The organism is Streptomyces griseoviridis (assembly GCF_005222485.1).
In the GTDB taxonomy this organism is placed as follows: domain Bacteria; phylum Actinomycetota; class Actinomycetes; order Streptomycetales; family Streptomycetaceae; genus Streptomyces; species Streptomyces hintoniae.
Map to the genome: position 1 here is coordinate 236,934 of NZ_CP029078.1, position 18,341 is coordinate 255,274.

Annotated in this window: 18 protein-coding genes; 10 read left to right on the forward strand and 8 right to left on the reverse strand. The window is 72.3% G+C overall.

From position 1 onward, the window contains the following. Positions 1-82: 82 nt before the first annotated feature. Positions 83-295 (forward strand): hypothetical protein, encoded by a 213-nt coding sequence (locus DDJ31_RS00960; RefSeq protein WP_127182218.1) that lies wholly within the window; start codon positions 83-85, stop codon positions 293-295. 11 nt (positions 296-306) lie between these two features. On the opposite strand, the gene DDJ31_RS00965 is transcribed toward DDJ31_RS00960, so the two are convergent. From DDJ31_RS00965 to DDJ31_RS00975, 3 genes are all read right to left on the reverse strand, one after another. Then, positions 307-738: a Fur family transcriptional regulator gene (locus DDJ31_RS00965; protein WP_127182217.1), complete on the reverse strand. Its 432-nt coding sequence runs from the start codon at positions 736-738 to the stop codon at positions 307-309. A 67-nt stretch (positions 739-805) separates the two neighbouring features. After that, complete coding sequence (locus DDJ31_RS00970; RefSeq protein ID WP_127182216.1) at positions 806-1,015, reverse strand: DUF2180 family protein; 210 nt, start codon at positions 1,013-1,015, stop codon at positions 806-808. A 293-nt stretch (positions 1,016-1,308) separates the two neighbouring features. Further along, entirely contained in the window at positions 1,309-2,358 is a 1,050-nt protein-coding gene (locus tag DDJ31_RS00975; protein ID WP_127182215.1) for a sodium:calcium antiporter, read from the reverse strand. Positions 2,359-3,251: 893 nt separating this feature from the next. On the opposite strand from DDJ31_RS00975, the gene DDJ31_RS00980 reads away from it, so the two are divergent. After that, the gene (locus DDJ31_RS00980; RefSeq protein ID WP_127182214.1) at positions 3,252-4,622 is read left to right on the forward strand and encodes a cytochrome P450; all 1,371 of its coding nucleotides are present in this window, start codon (positions 3,252-3,254) and stop codon (positions 4,620-4,622) included. A 55-nt stretch (positions 4,623-4,677) separates the two neighbouring features. Here the strand turns inward: DDJ31_RS00980 and DDJ31_RS00985 are convergent, their stop codons facing one another. The 4 genes from DDJ31_RS00985 to DDJ31_RS01000 all read right to left on the reverse strand — a co-directional run bounded on the left by DDJ31_RS00985 (position 4,678) and on the right by DDJ31_RS01000 (position 7,264). Continuing rightward, on the reverse strand, positions 4,678-5,955 hold the full coding sequence (locus DDJ31_RS00985) for a M48 family metallopeptidase (RefSeq protein ID WP_240678330.1): 1,278 nt from the start codon (positions 5,953-5,955) through the stop codon (positions 4,678-4,680). 192 nt (positions 5,956-6,147) lie between these two features. Next, on the reverse strand, positions 6,148-6,579 hold the full coding sequence (locus tag DDJ31_RS00990; RefSeq protein ID WP_127182212.1) for an SHOCT-like domain-containing protein: 432 nt from the start codon (positions 6,577-6,579) through the stop codon (positions 6,148-6,150). 65 nt (positions 6,580-6,644) lie between these two features. After that, positions 6,645-6,902 carry a hypothetical protein gene (locus tag DDJ31_RS00995; RefSeq protein ID WP_240678329.1) on the reverse strand — a complete coding sequence of 86 codons (258 nt, stop codon included), beginning with the start codon at positions 6,900-6,902 and terminating at the stop codon, positions 6,645-6,647. Continuing rightward, positions 6,902-7,264: a DUF2089 domain-containing protein gene (locus DDJ31_RS01000; protein ID WP_171480756.1), complete on the reverse strand. Its 363-nt coding sequence runs from the start codon at positions 7,262-7,264 to the stop codon at positions 6,902-6,904. Before DDJ31_RS01000 ends, DDJ31_RS00995 begins: the two co-directional genes overlap by 1 nt. A 228-nt stretch (positions 7,265-7,492) precedes the next feature. On the opposite strand from DDJ31_RS01000, the gene DDJ31_RS01005 reads away from it, so the two are divergent. The 3 genes from DDJ31_RS01005 to DDJ31_RS01015 all read left to right on the forward strand — a co-directional run bounded on the left by DDJ31_RS01005 (position 7,493) and on the right by DDJ31_RS01015 (position 9,566). After that, positions 7,493-8,308, forward strand: a complete 816-nt coding sequence (locus DDJ31_RS01005; protein ID WP_127182210.1) for a hypothetical protein — start codon at positions 7,493-7,495, stop codon at positions 8,306-8,308. Positions 8,309-8,331: 23 nt separating this feature from the next. Further along, positions 8,332-9,285, forward strand: a complete 954-nt coding sequence (locus DDJ31_RS01010) for a hypothetical protein (RefSeq protein ID WP_127182209.1) — start codon at positions 8,332-8,334, stop codon at positions 9,283-9,285. 125 nt (positions 9,286-9,410) lie between these two features. Beyond that, positions 9,411-9,566: a DUF6131 family protein gene (locus DDJ31_RS01015; protein ID WP_164785066.1), complete on the forward strand. Its 156-nt coding sequence runs from the start codon at positions 9,411-9,413 to the stop codon at positions 9,564-9,566. Between the two features lie 264 nt (positions 9,567-9,830). Here the strand turns inward: DDJ31_RS01015 and msrA are convergent, their stop codons facing one another. Continuing rightward, positions 9,831-10,352 carry a peptide-methionine (S)-S-oxide reductase MsrA gene (gene msrA / locus DDJ31_RS01020; protein WP_127182208.1) on the reverse strand — a complete coding sequence of 174 codons (522 nt, stop codon included), beginning with the start codon at positions 10,350-10,352 and terminating at the stop codon, positions 9,831-9,833. Positions 10,353-10,567: 215 nt separating this feature from the next. On the opposite strand from msrA, the gene DDJ31_RS01025 reads away from it, so the two are divergent. The 5 genes from DDJ31_RS01025 to DDJ31_RS01045 all read left to right on the forward strand — a co-directional run bounded on the left by DDJ31_RS01025 (position 10,568) and on the right by DDJ31_RS01045 (position 18,319). After that, a complete protein-coding gene (locus DDJ31_RS01025; RefSeq protein ID WP_127182207.1) occupies positions 10,568-12,382 on the forward strand; it encodes a methylmalonyl-CoA mutase family protein in 1,815 nt (604 codons plus the stop codon). After that, a complete protein-coding gene (gene scpA, locus DDJ31_RS01030; protein WP_127182206.1) occupies positions 12,382-14,574 on the forward strand; it encodes a methylmalonyl-CoA mutase in 2,193 nt (730 codons plus the stop codon). The genes DDJ31_RS01025 and scpA overlap by 1 nt, the downstream gene beginning before the upstream one ends. Before the next feature lie 5 nt (positions 14,575-14,579). After that, entirely contained in the window at positions 14,580-15,626 is a 1,047-nt protein-coding gene (gene meaB, locus DDJ31_RS01035; RefSeq protein ID WP_127182205.1) for a methylmalonyl Co-A mutase-associated GTPase MeaB, read from the forward strand. A gap of 49 nt (positions 15,627-15,675) precedes the next feature. Further along, entirely contained in the window at positions 15,676-16,878 is a 1,203-nt protein-coding gene (locus DDJ31_RS01040) for a cytochrome P450 (RefSeq protein WP_127182204.1), read from the forward strand. A gap of 151 nt (positions 16,879-17,029) precedes the next feature. Then, positions 17,030-18,319, forward strand: a complete 1,290-nt coding sequence (locus DDJ31_RS01045) for an ABC transporter substrate-binding protein (RefSeq protein ID WP_127182203.1) — start codon at positions 17,030-17,032, stop codon at positions 18,317-18,319. Positions 18,320-18,341 lie beyond the last annotated feature (22 nt).

An 18,341-nucleotide genomic window follows, 5' to 3' on the forward strand; every position in this document is an offset into this window, starting at 1 on the left:
AGGTTCTTCGGCGGCCGTCCGGTCCCGGCCCAGGGGCTCGGGCCGGCTCGCCGAGAACCACCCGTGACGTGCTGGAGGCCCGGTGCCCGAGAGAGAGACCCCCTGGGTCGGAGACCAAGTAAGGGACCGCGACGCGGGCCAGGAGGGGATCGTCAACGACGTGCGACCCGACGGGACCTATGTGCTGCGGCCGGTGCACAACCGGTTCCACCACTGGACGGCGCCCAACGCCGACGCCCTGGAGGTGACGGTGTCACGCGAGGAGCGGCTCAGGCTGCGCGGAACGGAGCCCTGACCGGTCCTCGTTCAGACGGTGTCGGGGCGGCACCGGGCGCACAGGCCCCACCAGGTGATCTCGGTCTCGTCGATGAGGAACCCCTCGTCGGCCACCGGGTCGAGGCAGGGCGCCGCGCCGATGGCGCAGTCGACGTCCTTGATGGCGCCGCAGTCGCGGCACGCGAGGTGGTGGTGGTTGTCGCCGACCCGCAGTTCGTAGCGGGCCGGCGAGCCGGCCGGCTCGATGACGCGGATCAGCCGGGCGCCGGTCAGGTCGTCGAGGACGTTGTACAGCCCCTGCCGGGACAGGCCGCTCGACGCCTCCGTCCCGGCCGCGCCGATCCTGGCCTCGATCTCGGAGGCGGTCGAGTGCGGGAATCCCTGGAGCGCCGCGAGGACGGCACGGCGCTGGGAGGTGCTGCGCAGTCCCTTGCTCCTGAGCAACCGGGTGGGCTCCTCCATGGCTCCCGCTCCTTCCCTCGTCCCGGTGATCATCTTTTTCAACGTAACACCGACGGGACCCGGCAGGTCAGTGGGCCGCCCCGGCACCGCGGCAGGTGCGGCACACCACGCTGCGGGCCGGTCCGCGCCGGTGCGAGGCGCCGAGGCCGCTGGCCCTGACGACCGGTACGGCCACCACGTCGGAGTGGTCCTGGCAGGTGAACAGGCCGCAGCGGTTGCAGACGCCGATGGCGACGGTGCCCTCGCGGACCTCCTGGGTGCAGTCGTAACACTTCATGAGAACTCCAGATTCCGGGGCCTGGCCCGGCGGATCGAGGTGAGCGGTTCACGCCGGGGCCCGTCTTCGGGGCGCGGCGGAGGGGTCGGGAACGGGTGGGCGGTGGACGCCCGGAAGCCGTGAAAGGGCAACTTCGCCCTGACTTGTCCGTTCCGATACGGAAAAAGCTACCCGCTAGATTTGACAGAGTCAATTCTAGTCAGCGCCGCTCCCGTGTGCTCGGTCATCCGCGCGGGGGCGGCGACGGGTTGCGGGGCGGGCCGCCCCGCGGCGCGGCGTACGGCGCGCGCCGGTCAGCGCAGGATCGGGACGAGGCCGACGGCGAAGACGACGTAGAAGCCGGCCGCGACGGTCAGCCTGGCCGGGGTCAGCCGGTGGGCGCGCAGGGTCAGCAGCAGGTAGCCGATCGCGGCCATGGTGATCAGCCCCGCCCACAGCAGAGGCGCGTCGAAGTGCCAGGTGGTGAAGAGGATGCCGATGCCGCTCGGCACGGTGGCCTGGATCATCATCGCTCCGGAGATGTTCGCGAGGGCGAGCCTGGTCTTGCCCTGACGGACCCAGATCACCGCGTTCATGATCTCGGGCAGTTCGGTGGCGACCGGGGAGAGCAGCAGGGCCGTGACGGTCGTGGACAGGCCGAGCATGGGCCCGATGGCGTCGAGCTGTCTCACGAACAAGTCAGCGGCGAAAAAGATCACCACCAGGGTGGCGAGGGTCTGGGCGACCACCGCCCAGGTGGCGGGTGACGCCTTCCTCGGCTGAAACTTCAGCGGCTCCAGTTCCTCCTCGTCGTCGTCCTCGGCGCGGCTGCTGCGGATCTCGCGCCAGAAGTAGACGGCGTACGCGGCGAAGAAGAAGACGCCGAGGACGGGCTTGAACGCGAAGGCGACGAGGCCGAGCGCGACCTTCACCACGAAGATGGGCAGGAACCACTTCTGGTCCCTGGCCAGGCGCTTCATGTCCTTGGCGCTGCCCAGGGCGTCGGCGTCCTCGGGGACGCCGGAGGGCACGCCGGTCGTGGCGTGGGTCGCGCGGTTCCGCCCGCGCCGCTGGAGCAGGAGCATCGCGCCGGTGACACCGTAGGCGACGGTCGCGAGGGCGAGGGGGCCGCCCATCGCGGCGCCGACGCCGATGTTCTTCGCCTGTTCGGTGGCTCCGGTGGTCACCGCGACGAGGGTGACGACGGATTCCGGCAGCGCGGTACCGAAGGCGGCCAGGATCGTGCCGACCGCCGATCTGCCGATGTCGAGGCGTTCCCCCAGCCACTCCACGGCGTTGACGAACCACTCGCAGGAGAGGTAGATCGCCACCGCGCAGACGATGAGCAGTACGAAATGGATCACGGGATTCGTCCAGCCTTCCGGCGCCGGCCGGGTTCGAGGACGACCGCGCGAGGGGGACGGCGGCAGCTTCGACCCCGCCGACGCGCACACGATGCCACCGGCGAAGGGCCGAAGGTCTCGCCCGCCCTCAGTATCACCGGCCGAGGGCCCGGCCACCGGGAACCCGGCGCGGCGTTCCCGTGTGTCGACGACCGGCGGTTCCGCGGGGCCGCTCCCCCACGCGACGGCCCGCCCTCCACCTCGTCCCGCGCCACCCGAGAGCGGATCGGCGGGCCGGCCCCGGGACCGCGGGTCTCCCGCGCGACGCGACGGCGCACTGTTCGACACCGGCCGCCCACGGAAGCGCGCTGTTCGCCACCGGCCGCCCACGGAAGCACCCTGTCCGGCACCGGCCGCCCACGGGAGCCCATGCGGCTCGAATATGCCGCTGTCTCTTGGCCGCACGCGGCTGATTCTGACCGCCGGGATCGCGGGTTCCGCGCGGCAGTTCACCGTGAGGGAGTTCTGTGCGGGTCCCATCGGGGCGGTGGCAGCTGCAACGCCCGGCGGAGTCCGGTCGACGGTGCCACCAACTCGACTTCTCGATAGGGGTGTTCACGCGCGCGAGCGTGAACCGCCGTCCAGCGCGGGGCTTCGCGGTGACCAGCGTGCCGCTTCGGCCCCCTCGCGCCCTCAACTCGCCCACCACGGAGGCCGAACGCCCCGCTGCGAGCCCGAACGCGCCTCCACCGAAACCGTCTCCACCAGGAACCACACCTGCAAACTCACTCAATGAGGTGGTTTCCAGGGACACATGCACGCGAATCCCGATCTCACGGTTGAAGGGAGGTTACCGGCCATGATCATCTGGGCAGTCATATCGCGCCATCATCACCTGAAGGGAGCTCCACCCCGTGACGCTCGTAGCGCCTCCCCCCATCCCCAGAGCAGCCGGGTCGATCCCGCTGCTGGGGCACGCGATGCACCTGATGCGTGACAACCTGGCGTTCGTCGCCTCGCTGCGCGAGAACTACGGGCCGGTCGTGGAGATCACCCTCCAGCCCGGCACCCGGACGGTCATCGTCCAGGACCCCGACCTCATCCGGACCATGCTCGTCGACCTCGGCCCGAGCCTCGACAAGGGCCGCTTCTTCGAGAAGATGGGCCTGGTGCTCGGTGACAGCGTTGTCACCGCGGCGGGCCAGGAGCATGTGCGCAAACGACGCAACCTCCAACCCGCCTTCGCCCGCCCCGAGATCGCCCGGTACGTCGAGATCATGCGCGACGAGGCGACGGCGGCCGCGAGCCGGTGGAGACCGGGGCAGCTGCTCGATGTGCGGGAGGCGATGGTCCACCTCTCCCTCGACATGCTCGCCAAGACGGTGTTCGCGGGCAGCCTCGATGACGAAACGTTTCGGCAGGTGCGTGAGGACCTGTCGGTGGTGATGAACGGCGTCGGCGCCCGGGTGATGCTCCCCGACTGGGTCGAGCGGCTCCCCCTCCCGGCCAACCTCCGCTTCAACCGGGCCAGGGACGCCGTGCGGGCCACCATCCACCGGGCCGTCGACGAGCTGCAGGCGTCCGGCCACGACACCGGCGACATGCTGTCGCTGCTGCTGCGGGCCACCGACAAGGACACCGGGCAGCCGCTGACCGCGTTCCAGATCTGCTCGGAGATCCTCACCCTCGCGGTGGCCGGCACCGAGACCACCGCGTCGGTCCTGTCGTGGGTGCTCTACGAACTCGCGCGGCACCCGGACATCGAGGCCGGGCTGCTGGCGGAGCTGGACGAGGTGGTGGGCGAACGCCCGATCGCCTTCGCCGACATTCCCCGACTGCCGTATCTCAAGCGGGTCATCGACGAGGCGCTGCGGCTGCACCACACCGGCTGGCTGGTCACCCGTCGCACCCTGACCGAGACCAGGCTCGGGGAGTGGGTGCTGCCCGCGGGCACCGAACTGGCCTACTGCCAGCACGCCCTGCACCGCGACCCCGCGCTGTTCCAGAACCCGCTGGCCTTCGATCCCGACCGCTGGCTGGAGAGCGCCGAGCCGCCGCCCAGCGGGGCGTTCCTGCCCTTCGGCGACGGCAAGCACAAGTGCATCGGCGACAGGTTCGCGCTCACCGAACTCATGACCGCCATCGCGACGATCGTCCGGCAGGTGCGTCTCGAACTGCCCGAGGGACACACGGTCAAGCCCGTGGCACGGGCCACCGTCCGCCCCGGGCCGATGGAGATGACGGTCCGAAGGCGTCGCCCTTCGACAGCTCCGTCCGGGGCCTGAACGGGCGTGGTTCGGGGGCGGGTTGCCGTGGCCGACCGGTCGGCGGCCCGGGTGTCTAGACGCCGTCCCGGATGACGCGGCGGGCCACCGCGCCCCGGGCGGGGGCGAGTTCGGCGGCGATCCGCCGCGCGCGGTCGTCGTCCAGGGTCACGGCGGCCTCGGTGGCCGGGCCGACGAGCAGGGACGCGCGGCGCAGATGGGTCGGCGGGTGGGTCGAGTCGACGCTGTGCCCGCGCCGGGCCCCGGCCCTGCGCTGCCGCTCGTACTCGCCCTCGGGGATGGACGCCATGGCGGTCCGCAGCCGGTCCCAGATCTCCGCCGCGCCGGAGTCGGCCGTGCGGGCGCCCCGCGGCCCGCCGAGCGCGGCCTGGGCCGCCTCGCGCTGGAGCGTGACGATCGCGGAGTCCGCGACCAGCAGCCGGTCCATCAGGCCCACCGCCGCCTCGGTCGAGCCGGCGCGGGCGGCCTCCCGGTCGGCCAGGTACTCGGCGCGCTGGGCGGCCCGCAGCGTCAGGTGGTCGAGCAGGGTCAGCAGGCCGCGCAGGACCAGCCGGGGGACGGTGTACACGGCGTTGACGAGCATCTCGACGAGGGTCGGATCGCTGATCGGGTGGAAGAACGAGTACCAGGTCACCAGGGAGCGGTACGCCGTCCCCACCACCACGCCGTGACGGATGTCGCCGTTGCTGTAGTGGCCGAGTTCATGGCCGAGGAGCGCGACTCGCTCCCGCGGGGTGAGGATCTCCCACAGCGGCAGCCCCAGCACCAGCAGCCGCCGCCCGCGCACCCCGCGAGCCGTCACGCCCGCGTTGACCTCCGTGGTGACGACGACCTGGTCGACCCCTCGGGTGCCGACCACCCGGGCGACGTCGTCGACGAGCGCGTACAGCTCGGGCGCGTCCTCGCGCAGCAGCACGGGGGCGGTACCCGGCAGTCGGAAGGCCCGCGGCCACAGGGCCCAGCCGAACAGGAGGAGCACCGCGCCCGGCACCATGGCCGCGCTGCCCCAGCCGGCCGTCAGGCACCACAGGCCGCCGAGGAGCAGGGCGGCCGTGACGCCGTGCACGGCGAGCGCGAGGGCGAACGCCAGCAGCGCGGAGCCGTCGCGCCTGGCCCGCAGGCTCCCGCCCGCCGTGATCTCGGCCAGCAGCTTCTCGCCGTACCGCCGGGCCAGCAGCCGACGTGCCCGTTCGAGCCGGTCGGCCTCCTGCGGCGGCGGCTGCGGGTCGACGTTCCAGTCGCAGTCCCGGCACCAGACGGTGAACCTGCCGTCCGCCCGGAGTGCCGTCCCGCACTCGGGGCACGATGTGGTTCTCTCCTCGACAGCGCGCACGGCTGCGCCCTCCCCCACTCCCCCGGCCCCTCCCCAGAGGCCACCTGTCCATGACAAGCACATTCGATCATGTGTGCGGGTCTGCGAGAAGCCGTTCCCCGGCCGGGGATCCGTCCGTGATGGAAACGGAATGGTCAGGGGCCGTCGAGGGAGCCGACCCGCCTCCGGAAGAGGCGGGTTCGGCCCCGGGTGTCACTCGCAGAACACCCGCACCTTCCCGTCGGGCTGGTCGACGTCGACGGTGACGTCGTCGAGCTGGTCGATCAGCTCCTCCAGGTCCCGCGGCTTCAGCTCGGCGAGGTCGACCGGTATGCCGGACCTGCGCAGCTCCGCGTCGACCTTGGTGAGCGCCTGCGGGGGAACGAGGCTCGCGAGCCGCACTCCGGCCCGCAGCAGCTGGAGGGGGACCCGCACGTCGACGCGGCCGGGCCCGTCGCCACCGGAGTCGTCCGACCAGTCGACCACCACCCGCAGATACCTGGGCCGGGCCCCCGGGTGGAGCGCGACGCCGTTCGGTGACGCGCTCCCGTCTCCTTCGAGGGCGTCGATCAGCCGCTCGGCCTCCTCGGCGGTGATCCTGCCCTCGCCCAGCATCCGCAGGATCTGGCGGCACTGTTCGTTCATTCCCGTCCTCCCTCTCCGACGCGCACCACCGCGCCGGTTCTCCCGGCCGATCAGGTCCGCCGGGCTCATCTGACGCTCAACAGCAGGGCAGTGCGGCCCTGTTCGATCTCGAAGCTCGTGCCGGGCAGCGCCCACAGCAGCCCGCCGGCGGCGCGCAGCGCGCCGAGCGGGCTCACCCGGAAGACCAGGCAGGCGACCACTCCGCCCGCCACGGCGAGCGCGAGCAGCGGCGACAGCACCAGCAGGACCGGCACGACCGGGACGTGCAGCCGCAGGCGGCGGCCATCGGCACGGCGCCTGCCCACCGTCACCAGCCACGGCATCACCGGGACCGCTCCAGTTCGTCCAACGCCTCCTGGGCGCTGATCTCGCCGCGCTGGAGGCGGTCGACGATGTCGGCGCCGGTGGGGGCGGGCGCGGTGTCGACGAAGTCCAGGGCCTCGGCGATCCGCTTCAGCCGGGACTTGACCGTCGGATAGCTGACACCGAAGATCCGCTCCATCTCCTTGATCGAGCCGTGCGAGCGGACGAACGCGGCGACGAACACCTGGTCGTCGGAGCCGAGTCGCGCCAGCTGCGGCGGCTCGAACTCCCCCTCGATCGCGACACCGCTCCCGACGAGCCGGACCCGTTCGACGACGAAGGGCCGCCCCTGCGTCAGGTCCGTCAGTTCCTGCCAGTCCACCTGGTCCCCCTCGCTCTCGACTTCGCGTCCCTTCCGATGAGTACATTGATTTTCTGAAGTCATCAAGACGCAAACCTTGATTTTTCTTATGCGCGACTCAGTTTCTTTGATCTCACGCGCGCCTTCGGACCCTTTCGTGTGACCCGCGCGGCGTTTCGGGGTGGTGCCGCGGCGGGTCGTGGCAGGCTCCGCGTCGGCGCCCGCCGTCCGTCCCCTTCAGGAGGTCCCATGGTGTCCAAGCAGGTACGTGCGGTCTCCGCCGCGGCCGGCGCGGTCGCCGCGGTCCTCGCCGGAGTGGCGGCAGCCGCCGCCCCCGGGCAGGCCCCGCACCGTCCGGTCCCCGGGGACCAGGCGGTCGGTTACTTCTCCTACGCGCCGTGGCCCGCAGCCGGCGAGACCGTGCGGTTCTTCTCCGACCGGCCGCTGCCCGAGGACGTGGGCACACCGGTGTCAGGGCTGCCGGGCTGGGCACAGGGGCAGTTGGCGGGCCGGGGTCCGTCCGCTGCGAGGACCGGCACACCCGGCGGGTACAAGCTGCGCCGCGGCAACCGGAGCACCGACTACGTCTACAAGTCGGCGGACGTGTACGCCATCGAGGCCAACTGCGGTCCGGGCGGCTGCCGTCCGGTGCAGCAGGTGAGGGTCGCGATCAAGGAGTACGTGCGCGGCCGGACGTCGAAGAACTGGGAGATCACCTTCTACGGCAGCCGCTGGTCGGGGCCGTCCCGGTTCCACCTGGACTACACCTACGACTGCGGGGTCAACATCAACCGCGCCCCGGACAAGACCTGTTCGACCTGGCGGCGGGACGGGGCGCAGGGCCACGGCTCGGGGGTCGCGGTGGACAAGCAGAAGATCGTGAAGAACTTCGGCCGCACCGCCGTGGTCACCAAGTTCCCGATGGTCAAACTGCTGGTGACGTTCGCGGACGGTTCCGGGGCGATCGGTGACGACGGCACGGCGGGCGAGAAGTTCCGCGGCTGGGACGTCTGCGTCACCAACACCACCACGAAGCTGTGCCACGGTACCGGCGACGGCAGTTGAGCCGAGGACGACGGAGGACGGCGATGACGGACTGGCCCGCACTGCGCGACCTGCTCACCCGGGGTCCCGGTTCCGGTGTGACCGGGGTGCACACGTCGGTGCAGCCCCGGCGGGACGACGGACGGGGCTGGCCGCCCGCGAGCCCGGTCCGTGTCGTCACCCGCTTCGTGCACCGGCCGCCGCACGACTGGTTCCTCGACCACGGCAACGGCGACATCTCCCTCGAAGTCCGCGAGACAGCCGCCGGCCACGAGGCCGACGAGGCCCAACACGGCGGCCAGGGGCTGGAGTTCGGGCCGCGCTTCCCGTGGGACCTCGCGCCCTCCCCGGCCCGGCTGGTCACCCCGACGCCCAGCGCGGCGCTGGCCGAGGCGACCGGCCTCGACGCTCCGGCCGAGGTGCGCCACGGCGGACGCGACGGCTGGGCGGTCACCCTCGGCGTGCCGTCCCTGACGCACCCGCTGCGCCTGGTCGTCGACGCCCGCGCGGGCATCGTCCTGGTGGCCGAGGTCACCGGTCTCGGGTACCGGGAGGAACTCACCGAGGTCGAGTTCCCCGGCGCGGTACCTGACAGCCGCTTCCGGTGGAGCGACGACCTCGCCGTCGAGGACGCGGCCCGGCACAGGCGCCGCGACCTCACCGCCGCGCACTACCGATCCGAGCCGCTGCCGCTTCCGGGCTTCTGGCCCGGCGGACGGGACCACTTCACGCCCGACGTGTTCGACGGCGACCTCGGCACCGGGCTGCTGGCGATCGACCTGTACACCGACGGGGCACCCGCGGGCACCCCCTCCATGGCGGTCCTGATCAGGCAGCCCCCGCACACCCCGCCGTACGAACCGGGCTGGGTCGCCGACCCGGAGACCTTCGTGCACCGCTGGCGGGACGGCACCTGGCAGTGGACGCTGGCGCTGTGGGGACGGCCCCTGACACCGGAGGAACTCGCCCGGGTGACCGGCTCCATTGCGGCGAGCTGATCACAGCGACCCCCAGGCCGGCGACGTCAGCGGGTCGCGCGGAAACGGATCGTGGAACCGACGGTTAATCACCGTTTTCCGGGTACTCGGAGGGCCGGGAACGGTCCCTGCTGTAGGAGGCCACGATGATCGCCCTCGGTGTCATTCTTCTAGTCGTCGGTTTCTTGACCGGCATTTCCATCCTGTGGACGATCGGTATCGTCCTTCTCGTGATAGGCGCCGTCCTGTGGATCATGGGAGCCGCAGGTCACGCCGTAGCCGGCCGTCGACACTACTGGTGAGTGCCGACGCCGTCCCGTCCCTCGTGACGGGCGCTCCGTCCGCGGGGTGAGAAGCGGTCCGGACGGCCGGCCGACGCCGGGATCCCAGGTGTCCGGCCGGACCGTCCAGTCCGGGCCCCCGTCAGTGCCAGGCCGTTCTGAGATTCGCCTCGGACAGGTGGTCCTTGCCGGCGACCGGGCACTGGCGGGTCACCACTTCATACGCCGCATGAAGAGAGCGACCGCACACCCCTTCAGGGTGAGGCGGTCGCTCTCTTCATGGGGTCAGCTCGTCGCGGTCGAGGCGCGGCGCGGCAGCTTCCAGTCCGGGCGCGGGAAGTGGCAGGTGTAGCCGTTCGGGTAGCGCTCCAGGTAGTCCTGGTGCTCGGGCTCGGCCTCCCAGAAGTCGCCCACGGGCTCGACCTCCGTCACGACCTTCCCGGGCCAGAGCCCGCTCGCCTCCACGTCGGCGATCGTGTCGACGGCGACGCGGTGCTGCTCGTCGTCCGTGTAGTAGATCGCGGACCGGTAGCTGCGCCCGAGGTCGTTGCCCTGGCGGTCCCTGGTGGTCGGGTCGTGGATCTGGAAGAAGAACTCCAGCAGCTCCCGGTAGCCGGTCACCGCGGGATCGAAGACGATCTCGATGGCCTCGGCGTGGTCACCGTGGTTGCGGTAGGTGGCGTTCGGAGTGTCGCCGCCGCTGTACCCCACTCGGGTGGCGAGCACGCCCGGCTGCTTGCGGATCAGGTCCTGCATGCCCCAGAAACAGCCGCCGGCCAGTACGGCCCGCTCGGTTCCCGCTGTCATCGCTCGCTCCTCGTCCTCGCAACGCCGTCCGGCGCGTCCCCGACGTGCCGGTTCTCACCTCCGTCAAGCCTATGACCCACCCGCCTTATTCCCTCGTGGCCCCCGTCCGCGGGCCCCGGCGGGGGCGCCTGTGCGGCAGGCCACTTCCGCCGCGAGAAGAAGATCACAGCCGCGCCCTATGCATCTCCTTAGTTCATCTGCCCTAGCATCCGGCCATGACGGTCCTGCCTGACGACGGGCTCGCGCTGGCCGCCGAGTTCCCCGCCGCGACACACGAGCAATGGCAACACCTGGTGACAGGCGTGCTGCGCAAGTCCGGCAAGGAGGTCTCGGACGACACGGCGGAGGACGCCCTGTCCACCGTGCCGGAGCCCGGTCTCCGCACCCAGCCCCTGTACACGGCGCGGGACGCCGCGCCCGACCCCGGGCTGCCCGGCTTCGCGCCGTTCGTGCGCGGCGGGCGGCCCGAGGGCGGCACCGCGGGCGGCTGGGACGTGCGCCAGCGGCACGCGGCGGCGGACGACGGCGCGGTCCTGGCCGACCTGGAGAACGGGGTCACCTCGCTCTGGCTGGTCGTCGGCGAGAGCCGCGGCGGCATCCCGGTCCCCGCGCTCGGCCGGGTCCTCGACGGCGTCTACCTCGACCTGGCGCCGGTCGCCTTGGACGCGGGCGACGAGGTCGGGGCCGCGGCGGACGCGTTGCTGCGGATCCACGAGGAGCGGGGGGTGGCCCCCGAGGCGGCCCGCGGCAACCTCGGCGCCGATCCCCTCGGCCACGAGGCACGCACCGGGCGGCCCTACGACGGGCCTCCGGTCTCCGGGCTCGCGGCGCGGTGCGCCGGCGCCTACCCGGGGCTGCGGGCGCTGACCGTGGACGCGCTGCCGTACCACGAGGCGGGCGGCTCGGCGGCGCAGGAACTGGGCTGCTCGCTGGCGACCGGGGTGGCCTATCTGCGGGAGCTGACCGAGGCCGGGCTGAGCGTCGAAGAGGCCTGCCGGCAGATCGAGTTCCGGTACGCGGCCACCGCCGACCAGTTCCTGACGATCGCCAAGCTGCGGGCGGCGCGGCGGCTGTGGGCGCGGGTCGCGGAGGTCTGCGGGGCGCCCCGGGCGGGTGCCCAGCGGCAGCACGCGGTGACCTCGCCGGTGATGATGACGCGCCGCGACCCGTGGGTGAACATGCTGCGCACGACCGTCGCCGCCCTCGCGGCGGGGGTGGGCGGGGCGGACGCCGTCACGGTGCTGCCCTTCGACGAGGAACTCGGCCTGCCGGACGCGTTCGCCCGGCGGATCGCCCGCAACACCTCCACCGTCCTCATCGAGGAGTCGCATCTGTCCCGGGTGATCGACCCGGCGGGCGGCTCCTGGTACGTGGAACGCCTCACCGACGAACTCGCGCACGCCGGCTGGGAGTTCTTCCAGACCGTGGAGCGGGCGGGCGGCCAGGCTGCCGCGTTGCGCTCCGGAGCGGTCGGCGACCGGCTCGCCGAGACCTGGGCGGTGCGCTCCGCGCGCCTCGCCACCCGGCGCGAACCCGTCACCGGCGTCAGCGAGTTCCCGCACCTCGCCGAGAAACCCGTGGTCCGCGCGCCCGCCCCCGCACCGCCGGGCGGCGGACTGCCCCGGGTGCGCCGGGACGAGGCGTTCGAGGCGCTGCGGGCCCGCTCCGACGCCCATCTCGCCGCCACCGGCGCCCGTCCCCGCGTCCACCTCGCCGCGCTCGGCCCGGCCGCCGCGCACACCGCGCGGCTCACCTTCGCCTCGAACCTCTTCCAGGCGGGCGGCATCGAGCCCGTCACCGGGGGCGACTTCGCCGACAGCGGCACCCCGGCCGTCTGCCTCTGTTCGAGCGACGCGCTCTACGAGGAGCGGGCCGAGGCGGTGGCGCGGGAGGTGCGGGCGGCCGGCGCCACGCAGGTGTTCCTCGCCGGCCGTCCGGGGACGTACGAAGGTGTCGACACCTACGTCTTCGCCGGGTGCGACGCCGTCGCCGTGCTCTCCGCCACGCTCGACCTCCTGGGAGTGTCCTGATGACCGGCCCCTCTGTTCCCTCCGTCCCCGACTTCTCCGGGATCGAGCTGGGCACCCCGGCCCCGCACGCCGGTCCCGACGAGTGGCGCACGGCGCTGAAGAAGGCCACCGACGGGGACGAGCCGCTGTGGCACACCCCGGAGGGCATCACCGTCAAGCCGCTCTACACCGGGCAGGACCTGGAGGGGCTCGACTTCCTCGACACCTATCCGGGCATCGCCCCCTTCCTGCGCGGCCCGTACCCGACGATGTACGTCAACCAGCCCTGGACGATCCGGCAGTACGCGGGGTTCTCCACGGCCGAGGAGTCCAACGCGTTCTACCGCCGCAACCTCGCGGCCGGGCAGAAGGGCCTGTCGGTCGCCTTCGACCTGCCCACCCACCGCGGCTACGACAGCGACCACCCGCGGGTGACGGGTGACGTCGGCATGGCGGGCGTGGCGATCGACTCGATCTACGACATGCGGCAGCTCTTCGACGGCATCCCGCTGGACCGGATGACCGTGTCGATGACGATGAACGGCGCGGTGCTGCCGGTCCTCGCGCTGTACATCGTGGCCGCCGAGGAGCAGGGCGTGCCGCCCGAGAAGCTGGCCGGGACCATCCAGAACGACATCCTCAAGGAGTTCATGGTCCGCAACACCTACATCTACCCGCCGAAGCCGTCGATGCGGATCATCTCCGACATCTTCGCCTTCACCTCGCGGCGCATGCCCCGCTACAACTCCATCTCGATCTCCGGGTACCACATCCAGGAGGCGGGGGCGACGGCCGACCTGGAGCTGGCGTACACGCTCGCGGACGGGGTGGAGTACATCAGGGCGGGCCGGGACGCGGGGCTCGACGTGGACGCCTTCGCGCCCCGGCTGTCGTTCTTCTGGGCGATCGGCATGAACTTCTTCATGGAGATCGCCAAGTTGCGGGCGGCCCGGCTGCTGTGGGCCAAGCTGGTACGGCAGTTCGACCCCAAGAACGCCAAGTCCCTGTCCCTGCGCACCCATTCGCAGACGTCGGGCTGGTCGCTGACCGCGCAGGACGTCTTCAACAACGTCACCAGGACCTGTGTGGAGGCGATGGCGGCGACCCAGGGGCACACCCAGTCGCTGCACACCAACGCCCTCGACGAGGCGCTCGCGCTGCCCACCGACTTCTCCGCGCGCATCGCCCGCAACACCCAGCTGCTGATCCAGCAGGAGTCGGGCACGACCCGGGTCATCGACCCGTGGGGCGGCAGCGCGTACGTCGAGCGGCTCACCTACGACCTCGCCCGCCGGGCCTGGCAGCACATCCAGGAGGTCGAGCAGGCCGGCGGCATGGCGCAGGCCATCGACGCGGGCATCCCCAAGCTGCGGGTCGAGGAGGCGGCGGCCAGGACGCAGGCCCGCATCGACTCGGGGCGCCAGCAGGTGATCGGCGTCAACAAGTACCGGGTGGACAGCGACGAGCAGATCGACGTGCTGAAGGTCGACAACTCCTCGGTGCGCACCCAGCAGATCGAGAAGCTGCGGCGACTGCGCGAGGAGCGGGACGAGCGGGCCTGCCGGGACGCGCTGGACGCGCTGACCCGGGCCGCCGCGGGCGAGGGCAACCTGCTGGAGCTGGCCGTGGACGCGGCCCGCGCGATGGCCACCGTCGGGGAGATCTCCGACGCGCTGGAGAAGGTGTACGGGCGGCACGCCAGCCAGATCCGTACGATCTCCGGTGTGTACCGCACCGAAGCAGGCGACTCCCCGGCCGTGGAGCGCACCCGTTCCCTGGTGGACGCGTTCGAGGAGGCGGAGGGCCGCCGTCCGCGCATCCTGGTCGCGAAGATGGGCCAGGACGGCCACGACCGCGGCCAGAAGGTGATCGCCACCGCCTTCGCCGACCTCGGCTTCGACGTCGACGTCGGCCCGCTGTTCCAGACCCCGGCCGAGGTGGCCCGGCAGGCCGTCGAGGCGGACGTGCACGTCATCGGGGTGTCCTCCCTGGCGGCCGGGCACCTCACCCTGGTGCCGGCGCTGCGCGACCGGCTCGCCGAGGAAGGACGCGAGGACATCATGATCGTGGTCGGCGGGGTGATCCCGCCGCAGGACGTGGCCACGCTCCTGGAGATGGGCGCGGCGGCCGTGTTCCCGCCCGGCACGGTCATCCCGGACGCGGCCCACGACCTGGTGGAGCGTCTGTCGGCCGGCCTCGGCCACGACCTCTGAGCCCCATGGCAGCGATCGATCTCGAGACGTATGTGAAGGGTGTCCTCGACGGCAAGCGGGCGATCATCGCCCGCGCCATCACGCTCGTCGAGTCCACCCGTCCCCAACACCGAGCGCTGGCGCAGGAGTTGCTGACGGCGCTGCTGCCGCACAGCGGCCGGTCGCGGCGGATCGGTGTCAGCGGCGTGCCCGGCGTGGGCAAGTCGACGTTCATCGACGCCTTCGGCACCCGGCTGACCGGGCTCGGCCACCGGGTGGCCGTCCTCGCCGTCGACCCGTCCTCCACCAGGACCGGCGGCTCGATCCTCGGCGACAAGACACGGATGGAGCGGCTCGCCGTCGATCCCGCGGCCTTCGTCCGCCCCTCCCCCACCGCGGGCACGCTGGGCGGGGTGGCGAAGGCGACCCGCGAGTCGATCGTGGTGATGGAGGCGGCGGGCTACGACGTGATCCTGGTGGAGACGGTCGGGGTGGGCCAGTCGGAGACGGCCGTCGCGGGCATGGTCGACTCCTTCCTGCTGCTGACCCTCGCCCGCACCGGCGATCAGCTCCAGGGCATCAAGAAGGGCGTCCTGGAGCTGGCCGACGTGATCGCCGTCAACAAGGCGGACGGCCCGCACGAGCGGGACGCGCAGCTGGCCGCGCGGGAGCTGGCGGGCGCGCTGCGGCTGATGCACGGCAAGGACGCGTTCTGGACGCCGCCGGTGCTCAGTTGCAGCGCGCGGGAGTCGACCGGTCTCGAAACGGTCTGGGAACGCCTGGAGCAGCACCGCGCCCTGCTGGACTCCACCGGCCGTCTCGCCGCCAAACGCCGTGACCAGCAGGTCGACTGGACCTGGACGATGGTCCACGACGAGCTGCTCGGCCGGCTGCGCCGCGACCCGGCGGTGCGGGCGCTCGCCCCTGCCCTCGAACAGCGGGTGCGGGAGGGCGAGTTGACGGCGACGCTGGCCGCCGAGCGGATTCTTGGCGCCTTCGCGGAGGGCCGCGGGAAGGGGCGCGAGGAAGCACTCGGGGAGGGCGGCGGGGAGGGGGCACCGGCCGGGGGGTAGTCACACCTGTGGGGGCGGCGACCTCGACGGCAGCAGGGAGAACCACGCCATGGCGGCAGACGACGTGACCAGATGCCCCTTCGACTTCAGCGAGGGTCTGGAGTTCGATCCCTCGCTCGCGGAGCTGATGGCCCGGGGCTCCCCCACCCGGATCGCGCTGCCGTACGGCGACGCCGACGCCTGGCTGGTGACCGGGTTCGAGCAGGTCCGCCGGGTGACGGTCGACCCGCGGTTCAGCCGGGCCGCGATCGTGGGCGCGGACTTCCCCCGGATGACCCCGAGGCCCATCGTCTCCCCCGAGTCGATCAACGTGGTGGACCCGCCGCGCAGCAGCCGGCTGCGGCGGCTGGCGGCGCAGGCGTTCACGCAGCACCATGCGGACCGGATGCGCGCGCGGATCACGCGGCTCGCGGACGGCCTCCTGGAGGAGATGGCCGCGCAGGGGCCGCCCGCCGACCTGGTGCGCCACCTCGCCGACCGGCTGCCCGAGCAGACCGTCTTCGACCTGCTCGGCATCCCCCGCGCCGACTGGCCCCTCACCCAGCACCGTCTGCACCTGCTGCTGGGCACCGGCGCGGGCGGCGGTGAGCGGGCCGCGTCCGCCAAGTCCGCGTTGCGGGCCTACTTCCTCGACCTGGTGCGACGGCGGCGGCAGGTGCCGGGGGACGACCTGATCAGCGCGCTAGCCGCGGCCGAGGACGGCACGGACACCCTCGACGACCAGGAACTGGCCGTCATGGCGCTGACCTTGACGCTCAGCGGGGTGGACACCGCCACCTGCCAGATCAGCAACATCGCCTACGTCCTGCTGACCCGCCCCGAGCTCGCGGACGAGCTGCGCGGCGGCCGGCGGAGCCTCCCGGACGTCCTGCACGAGCTGCTGCGGGTGATCCCCTTCCGCAAGGGCGTCGGCATTCCCCGGGTGGCGCTCGAGGACGTGGTGCTGGACGGGGTGCGGATCCGCGCGGGCGAGTACGTGCACGTCTCGTACCTGGCGGCGAACCGCGACCCGGCGCGCTATCCGCGCCCGCACGACCTGGACCCGGACCGGCCCGCCGTCCCGCACATGACCTTCGGCTGGGGCGGCCACCGCTGCGTGGCCGTGCCGCTGGCCCTGACGGAGCTGGAGGTGGCGATCGGCGGGCTCCTCGCCCGCTTCCCCGGGCTGCGCCTCGCGGTCCCGGCACGGGAGCTGCGCTGGGACACGGAGACGATCCGCCGCTTCCCGGTCGCGCTGCCGGTCGCCTGGTAGAGCCCCGCACCGGGGCCGGCGGTTCCGGCGCCGCCGGCCCTCTCACCCCGGCCACCCCCTTGACCACAGCGGCCACGCTCCTTAAAGTCCTCGCACCTCACGAGGTACATCGATTAACCAATCGTTAACCGCTTGGTTGGAGACCACCGCTGTGCGCTCATCGCTGACCCGGCGCGGCCTGCTCGCCGCCGGCTCCGGTCTGGTCGCGGCCGCCGCCGTGCCCGCCCTGTCCGGCTGTTCGTCGTTGGCCGCGGCGGACTCGGATCCGGAGACCCTCGTCATCCATACGCAGCTCGGCACCACCGCGCCCGGCTCGCCCACCTATCTGGCCGCCCTCGACCGGTTCCGCGAGGAGAACCCGGGCCTCGGCGTGAAGAACCTCATCAACGGCGACGACCTCGGCCAGGTCTACGAGACCTCCCGGCTGGCCCGCAAGGAAGCCGACGTCGTGATGGTCAACCTCTACGACAAGACGCTGGCCTGGACGGACGTCGACGCCACCGTCGACGTGCGCGGCTACCTCGACGACTGGGGGCTGCGCGAGCGGGTGCTGCCCGCCGCGCTGTCCGCGTGGACGGACGACCGGGACAGGCTGCGCGCCTTCCCCTACTTCGCGACCAACTGGCCGGTCGCCTACAACCGGACCCTGCTCGACCGGGCGGGCGTCGACGCGATCCCCACCACGGGGGACGAACTCATCGCCGCCGCGCGGAAGCTGCGCGCCAAGGGCATCGCGCCGGTGACCGTCGGCGGCAACGACTGGACCGGGCAGAAGCTGCTGGCGCAGATCATCCAGACCTTCCTGACCCAGGAGGAGGCCAGGCACGCCTACACCACGGGCGACTTCGGCAGCAGGGGCGCCCGCGCGGGCATCGAGTACTTCACGACCCTGCGGGACGCGGGCGTCTTCGCCGACAAGGCGCAGGGGCTGACGTCCGACTCGATGACCACGCAGTTCAACACCCAGGCCGCGGCGGTGCAGTCGGCGATGTCGTCGGCGCTGGCGAAGATCCCCGCGGACGTGGTCCGCCACACCGAGGTGGGCGGCTGGCCGGTGGCCGAGGGGGCGGCGCACAGCCGGCCCACCGTGATCAGGGCGTTCACCCTGATCGGGTTCTGGATCAGCCCGAACGGCGTCCGCAAGATCGAGCACGTCGAGAAGTTCCTGCGCTTCATGTACCGGCCGGACACGGTGGCACGCTTCGTGACGGAGGCCGGCCGGGACATGGCGCTGCGCACGGACACCGTCAGCACCGGCTTCCCGCTGGTGGCGGCGGCGCAGCGGCTCGGTTCCGACGTCAGCCAGGTGCTGCTGCCCGACGTGTACGTGCCGCCGTCCGCCACCCAGCCGCTGATCACCGCGACCAGCACCTCGTTCACCCGCGGGACGAGCCCGGCCCGGGTGCGGGCCGCGCTCGAGTCCGCGTACCGGTCCGCATGAGCCGGCCCGCCCCCGCTTCCGC